Annotated in this window: 6 protein-coding genes; 1 reads left to right on the top strand and 5 read right to left on the bottom strand. The window is 75.9% G+C overall.

Going from position 1 to position 6,978, the window contains the following annotated elements; translation table 11 throughout:
* The first annotated feature begins 9 nt into the window (after window positions 1–9).
* Window positions 10–1,374 carry a dipeptidase gene (locus ABZ497_RS25195; protein ID WP_359808439.1) on the top strand — a complete coding sequence of 455 codons (1,365 nt, stop codon included), beginning with the start codon at window positions 10–12 and terminating at the stop codon, window positions 1,372–1,374.
* A gap of 52 nt (window positions 1,375–1,426) precedes the next feature.
* Here the strand turns inward: ABZ497_RS25195 and ABZ497_RS25200 are convergent, their stop codons facing one another.
* From ABZ497_RS25200 to ABZ497_RS25220, 5 genes are all read right to left on the bottom strand, one after another.
* On the bottom strand, window positions 1,427–2,212 hold the full coding sequence (locus ABZ497_RS25200; protein ID WP_359808441.1) for a DUF4184 family protein: 786 nt from the start codon (window positions 2,210–2,212) through the stop codon (window positions 1,427–1,429).
* A gap of 93 nt (window positions 2,213–2,305) precedes the next feature.
* Complete coding sequence (locus ABZ497_RS25205) at window positions 2,306–3,373, bottom strand: NUDIX domain-containing protein (protein WP_359808443.1); 1,068 nt, start codon at window positions 3,371–3,373, stop codon at window positions 2,306–2,308.
* Window positions 3,374–3,854: 481 nt separating this feature from the next.
* Window positions 3,855–4,751, bottom strand: a complete 897-nt coding sequence (locus ABZ497_RS25210) for a C40 family peptidase (RefSeq protein WP_359808445.1) — start codon at window positions 4,749–4,751, stop codon at window positions 3,855–3,857.
* Window positions 4,752–5,055: 304 nt separating this feature from the next.
* Window positions 5,056–6,477: an acyl-CoA synthetase gene (locus tag ABZ497_RS25215; protein WP_359808447.1), complete on the bottom strand. Its 1,422-nt coding sequence runs from the start codon at window positions 6,475–6,477 to the stop codon at window positions 5,056–5,058.
* Window positions 6,478–6,696: 219 nt separating this feature from the next.
* Window positions 6,697–6,978 (bottom strand): electron transfer flavoprotein subunit alpha/FixB family protein (locus tag ABZ497_RS25220; protein ID WP_359808449.1); only part of this gene is annotated, 282 nt, incomplete at its 5' end.

The following is a 6,978-nucleotide window of genomic DNA, read 5'->3' on the forward strand; positions in this document are numbered from 1 at the left end:
GAGCCCCCGATGCCGCAGCAGCCCCTGGCCGACGCCGTCCGGTCCCTGATGGACCGTGCCCGCACCGACCTCGCCGAACTGGTCGCGTTCCGCTCGGTGGCCGACCCCCGCCAGTTCCCGGTCGAGGAGTGCCGCGGCGCCGCCCGCTGGGTCGCGGACGCCTTCGCCGCCGAGGGCCTGACGAAGGTGCAGCTGCTGGACACCCCCGACGGCACCCAGGCCGTCTACGCCGAGCTGCCCGGCCCCGAGGGCGCGCCGACCGTGTTGCTCTACTCCCACTACGACGTGCAGCCCCCGCTCGACGAGGACGCCTGGCTCAGCCCGGCCTTCGAACTGACCGAGCGGGACGGCCGCTGGTACGGGCGCGGCGCGGCCGACTGCAAGGGCAACATCCTGATGCACCTGACGGCCCTGCGGGCACTGCGCCGCGTTGACGGCGGCTACCCGGTCGGGCTGAAGATCATCGTCGAGGGTTCGGAGGAGCAGGGCACCGGCGGCCTGGAGCAGTACGCCCAGGCGCACCCCGAGCTGCTCGCGGCCGACGCCATCGTCATCGGCGACACCGGCAACTTCACCGCCGGCCTGCCGACCGTCACGGCCACCCTTCGCGGTATGACGATGGTCGAGGTGTCGCTCACCACCCTGGCCGGAAACCTGCACTCGGGGGCCTTCGGCGGCGCCGCCCCGGACGCCCTGCAGGGCCTGGTCCGGATGCTGGCCTCGCTGCACGACGAGCACGGCGACGTCGCGGTGGCCGGCCTGGCCAGCGACCAGACCTGGCCCGGGGTGCAGTACCCCGAGGAGCAGTTCCGCGCCGACGCCAAGGTGCTGGACGGCGTGGCGCTGACCGGCACCGGCACCGTCGCGGACCGGCTCTGGGCCCGCCCGGCCGTCACCGTCCACGGCATCGACGCCCCGCCGGTGATCGGCGCCACCTCCTCCGTCCAGGCCGCCGCCAAGGCGCTGGTCAGCCTGCGGGTGCCGCCGGGCGGCGACGCCCTCGCCGCCCAGGACGCGCTGATCGCCCACCTGGAGGCGCAGGCACCGGCCGGTGCCCGGCTGCGGATCGAACGGCAGGGCGCCGGTGAGCCGTTCGCCGCCGACACCTCCGGCCCGGCCTACGAGGCGATGGGCGCGGCGATGGCCGAGGCCTTCGGCACGCCGATGGTCGCCTCCGGCGAGGGCGGCTCGATCCCGCTCTGCAACACCCTGCAGTCGCTCTACCCGCAGGCCGAGATCGTGCTGATCGGCGTCGAGGAGCCGACCACCCAGATCCACGCGGTCAACGAGAGCGTCGACCCGCGGGAGCTGGAGCGGATGGCGCTGACCGAGGCGCTCTTCCTGCGCCGGTACGCCGAGCTGCGCTCCGTCTGAGCCCCGGCCCCGCCCGGCCGGTGCGACGGCGCCCCGGTGCGCCGGGCGGCCGTCACACCGGCAGCCGCCCGGCCGCCCGCCGCCGGCCCGCCAGCCGCCCCGCGACCGCGTGCACCAGCGCGTACCCGACCGCTCCGGCCGCGAGGCCGGCGCCGGCCCCGAAGCAGAACTCCGGGATCGGGTTCCGCCGCAGCGGGACGAGCCGGTGCACCACCCCGGCCGCCGTGGCCGCGCCGAGCACCGCCACGGCGGCCCGCCGGGCCCCCGCGGGGAGCGCCGGGGCGGGCCGGACCGGCTCCACCGCGCGGGCCGCCCGCGCCAGGTGCCCGGCCAGCGCCGCCAGTGCCAGCGCCGAACTGCCGTACTGCAGCACGGTGTACAGCGGCAGCCCGGCGACCGTCCGGTCCAGCACCGGCAGCAGGCGGACGCCCAGCCGGCCCTCGTGGGTGAAGGCGTCCCAGCCGACGTGGGTGGCCGCGCCCAGCGCCGCCGAGCCGGCGAACCAGGCCGCACTCGCGCCGCCGCCCCGCCGGACCGTCAGCGCCTCGGCCGCGCCGGCCCACCGCTCGGGCAGCAGGGCGAGCAGCGGGGCGCGCAGCAGCCCGTGCCACCCGGCCACCAGGACGCCCGCGATCGCCACGTCCACGGTGGGCACCGCCCACCAGCGGTGGGTCGTCCCGCCCTGCCCGTAGACGCCGGGCAGCAACGACTCCAGGAAGAACGGCACATCGGGCGCCATCGACCCGGCGACCAGCGCCGAGGCCACCAGCGGGCCGCGCGCCCCCGCCGCGCGCAGCAGGGGCAGGACGGCGGCCGGATGGCTCAGTGTGAACGGCATGGCCCCATCCTCCCGCCCCCACCCCGCCCGGCACACCCGAACCGCACCGGGGGCGGCCCCGCCGGCTCGCGGCCGCGGGCACCACGACGGGCGCTACGCCGCGTCCGCCGCCCTGGCCAGGCCGAGACCGGCCCGGCGGCCGGCCTCCAGGTAGCGCAACTCGCCGCTGCGGCGGGCGTCCAGCGCGGCCGCCAGCCGCCGGTACCGGCCCGGGGGCAGCAGACCGGCGGCCTCGTCCAGGCTGACGAAGCGCCAGCCGCGCAGCTCCTCCTGCTGGAGCAGCAGGTTCTGCCGGGCGACGGCGTCCAGCAGGCCGCCGTCGTAGACCAGTCGCAGGCCGCCGCGGCGCGGGCCGGTGCGCGGCTCCCAGTCGACGGCGAGCAACCGCAGCGTGCCCGGGTCGAGCCGTAGCCCCAGCTCCTCGGCGGTCTCCCGGAGGGCGGCGTCGGTCGGCGCCTCGCCGCGCTCGACGACCCCGCCGGGGAACTCCCAGTCCGGCTTGTAGACCGGGTCGACGAGCAGGACCCGGTCCTGCTCGTCGAAGAACAGCACGGCGGAGGCCACCGTGTCCCCGGTCGGGTCCGGGGTCTGGACGATCGGGCAGCGGGCCGAGCCGTCACGGACGAGCTGGGCGAGCCGGGCGGCGGTCTCGCGCGGTGTCAGCTCGCCGTTGTCGACCATCCGGGCGTCCTCGATGAGCCAGCGGCGGGCGGCCCGGTACCGCGGGAGGTGCTCCAGGCACCACTGCCGGACGCGCTCGCTGCGCTCCGGATCGCCGGGGCACTCGTCCCGCTGGGCGATACGCGCACGCAGGATCGTTTCTTCAGGGTCCAGGACCAGGTGGTGCACCGTGATGCCGTTCGAGGCGAGCGAGCCGAAGATCTCGTCGCGGTAGTCCTCCCGGAGCAGCGTCATCGGGACCACCAGCGGCCCCGGCACCTCGCCGAGCAGCGCGGCGGCCGTCTCGGGGACGAGCCGGCGCCAGGCCGGGAGGTCCTGGAAGTCGGACACGGCGGCCAGCCGGTCCGCGGGCAGGAGGTCGCGCAGCCCGAACCCGACGAGCTCGGGATCGAACAGCGTGCTCCCCGGCAGCAGCTCCACCAACTCACGGCAGGCAGTCGTCTTGCCCGCCCCGAATGTGCCATTGACCCAGACGATCACAACGTCCCCTGCCCCTCGACTTCCCCCGATGCCGTTCGCACCGGGCGGCGCCCCCGTCAGCCGTACCAGCGCCACCCGAGGTGGTACCCCCGCCGCGCCGGTCCCCATACCTGCGGACCGGGCCCGGCGGCCGAACCCGGCCACGCCGTGTGACAGGGGCATGTGCCCAGGCCAGGCGGTCCGCACCACGGTACGCGCGCCTGCCCGACCGCCGGCCCGCACGCCCCTGATCACCGGCGGCCACCTACCTTACGCGCGCCCCCTTGAACACCTCTCGCGCCCCCACCCGCCCCACGCTCCCCATCCCCCGCGCCCCACCCGGCACCCCACCCGGCACCCCTGACGGCCCGACCCGGCGACAGAGTGCCGAATCCCTGAAGCGCGGAGGCGCGGAAGCGCCGAGACACCCGGACGCCCGGCCGGTCGGGCGGCGTACGGACAGCCGCTCGACCGGCCGGGCGTCACCCGGCGGGCACGCTCCTCAGGGGCGGCCCATCTGCGTCGGGTAGTAGCCGCTGCTGAGCCCCGAGATCCGGATGTTGGTGCCGGGCCGGGCGGCCTCCACGTACTGGTTGTTGCCCAGGTAGATCGCCACGTGGTGGATGCCCCGGGCGCTGCCGTCGTCCGACCAGAAGAGCAGGTCACCGCGGCGCAGCTGGCTGGCGCTGACCGGCGTGGTCGCCTCGTACTGGTCGTTGGCCACCCGCGGCAGCGCGATGCCGCCGCGCTTGAACGCCTGCTGCACCAGGCCCGAGCAGTCGTACCCGTCCGGCCCGTTGCCGGCCGTCCGGAACGGCTTGCCGAGCTGGGCGAGAGCGAACTGCACCGCCGTCTCGACGTCCCCGTCGGCGGCCACCGAGCCGGAGCCGGCGGACGACCCGGCCGAGCCCGAGGAGGAGGACGAACCGGCGGCGGAGCCGCCACCCGTCCGGTCCAGGTAGACGTCGTAGTGGGTGGTCCAGCGCCACTGGCCCTGGCTGTTCCTGAACCAGTACCGCGAACCGTCCCAGCCCTGCGTGATCCCCCCGGACGAGGAGGAGGCCGCCGGGGCCGCGGCCTTGGCACCGCTCCCGGTCCGGGCCCGGTAGATGTCGTAGTGGCTGGTCCAGCGCCACTGACCCTGGCTGTTCTTGAACCAGTACCGCGAACCGTCCCAGCCCGCGTGGGCCGGCGCCGGCTCGGCGGCCGCGCTGCTGACCCCGGTACCGAGGCCGATCACGCCGGCACCGGCCGCGATCACCGCCACCATGCCTATCCCCCGACGGACCCGTGCCGCCCGGGAGGGCCGGGCGGCACGCGCCGGCCCGTCGGTGGTGGCGGCGGTCTGCCCGGTCGGGTCGTCGGCTGCACCCGGTGCGCCGGTGTTGACGGTCGTCATCCTGCTGTCTTCCTTTGCTGAACGCGGCTCAGCACTGCCCAGCACCGCTGACGCTGCTGAACCCCGGCTGAACACTGAACGGGGAGGGCAGAGGGGTTCCCGGTGACGAGCCGCGGCTTCCGGTCCTGCGACCGGAGGCCGCGGCTCGTCACCCTGGGATTCAGTTCTGCCTGCGTGTCACGTTAGGCACGCGGCCGCTCACAGCGCGCAGTGGAGTGCGCCAAAGGAAGGGTTCACGGAAGGTGAGGAGGACCGCCGGGGTGACGGTCGAAGAGATGAACGACCGTCACCGGGTGACCTCCCGTCACCCGAGTGCCGACTCCGCCAGCAGCTGCTTCTTGAGCACCTTTCCCATGGCGTTCCTGGGCAGTTCGGACACCAGCACCACCCGCCGCGGCCGCTTGTGGACCGAGAGCCGCTCCGCCACGAAGGCCGTCAGCTGGTCCCCCGTCACCGTGCCGTCCGGGATGACGTAGGCGACCACCGCCTGGCCGAGGTCCTCGTCGGGCGCGCCGACCACCGCGGCGTCCGCGACCGCCGGGTGGTCGCGCAGCGCCGCCTCGACCTCGCCGGCGCCGATCCGGTAGCCGCCGCTCTTGATGAGGTCCACCGAGGCACGGCCGACGATCCGGTGGAAGCCGTCCTCGCCGATCACGGCGACGTCCCCGGTGCGGAACCAGCCGTCCGCCGTCCACGCCTCCCCGTTGGCGTCCGGCCGGTTGAGGTACCCGGTGAACAGCGTCGGCCCGGCGACCTGCAGCTCGCCCACGCTCTCGCCGTCGTGCGGGACGGGCTCGCCCTCCTCGCCGACCAGCCTGGTCCGCACGCCGGTCAGGGGCAGCCCGACACTGCCGGGGCGGCGCTCGCCGTCCGCCCGGGTGGAGAGGGTGATCAGCGACTCGGTCATGCCGTAGCGCTCGATCGGGGCGTGCCCGGTCAGCGCGGCGAGCTTCTCGAAGACCGGCACCGGCAGCGGCGCGCTGCCGGAGACCAGCAGCCGGGCCGAGGCGAGCTGCCCGGCCGCCTCCGGGTCGGCGGCCAGCCGGGACCAGACCGTGGGCACGCCGAAGTACAGGCTGGCACCGGCGGCCGCGTAGCCCGCCGGCGTGGGCCGCCCGGTGTGCACCAGCCGGCTGCCGGCGCGCAGGGCGCCGAGCACGCCGAGGACCAGGCCGTGCACGTGGAAGAGCGGCAGACCGTGGGCCAGTGTGTCGTCGGCGGTCCAGCGCCAGGCCTCGGCCAGCGCGTCCAGGTCGGCCGCGACGGCGGAGCGCCGGATCATCGCCCCCTTCGGGGCGCCGGTGGTCCCCGAGGTGTAGAGCACGAACGCGGTGGCATCCGGCGCGGGCTCGGCGTGACCGGTGGCGGAGCGCTCGGCCGGGTCGACGGGCAGCGCCGACACTCCCCCGGTCTCCGGCACCGTGTCCCCGGCGGCGTGCGCGAGCAGGACGGCGCCCGAGTCCCGCAGGATGTGCGCGCGCTCCTTGGGCCCGGAGTCGGGCGGCAGCGGCACCACGGGCACGCCGGCCAGCAGCCCGCCGACCACCGCGACGACGGTCTCGGCGGTGGGCCGGGCGAGCACCGCCAGCGCGGGGGCGCCGGCCACCCGGTCGGCCACCGCGGTCGCCGCTCCCAGCAGCTGCTCGCGGGAGAGCTCCCGCCCGTCGATCCGGAGCGCGTCGCCGGAGTCGCCGAAGTCGCCCTGAAGTGCCGTCAAGAGTGTCATGCGTCTGCCCTCGCCCTTGGTCGCGGTGTGGCGCTCTGTCCCCGCCGGCCCTGTCGCCGCCGGTCCGGCGTCCGACTCTACGGGCCCGGCGGCGGGCACCCGCAGAGCCCGCGGGGACGGACCGCGGCAGCGGGGGATCCGCCCGCGCGAAAGCGCGAGGGCGCGCCCGGGACGGTTCCCGGGCGCGCCCTCGCGCCGTGTCGGTCCGACGCCGTGCGGTCAGCCCTTGCGGGCCTGGACCTCGCCGGTGAGCTGCGGCAGCACTGCGAAGAGGTCGCCGACCACGCCGTAGTCGACCAGCTCGAAGATCGGGGCCTCCGGGTCCTTGTTGACGGCCACGATGGTCTTCGAGGTCTGCATGCCGGCCCGGTGCTGGATCGCGCCCGAGATGCCCGCCGCGATGTAGAGCTGCGGGGAGACCTGCTTGCCGGTCTGGCCGACCTGGTTGCTGTGCGGGTACCAGCCGGCGTCGACGGCGGCGCGCGAGGCACCGACGGCCGC

The sequence above is a fragment of the Kitasatospora sp. NPDC005751 genome (assembly GCF_040630835.1).
Classification (GTDB): domain Bacteria; phylum Actinomycetota; class Actinomycetes; order Streptomycetales; family Streptomycetaceae; genus Kitasatospora.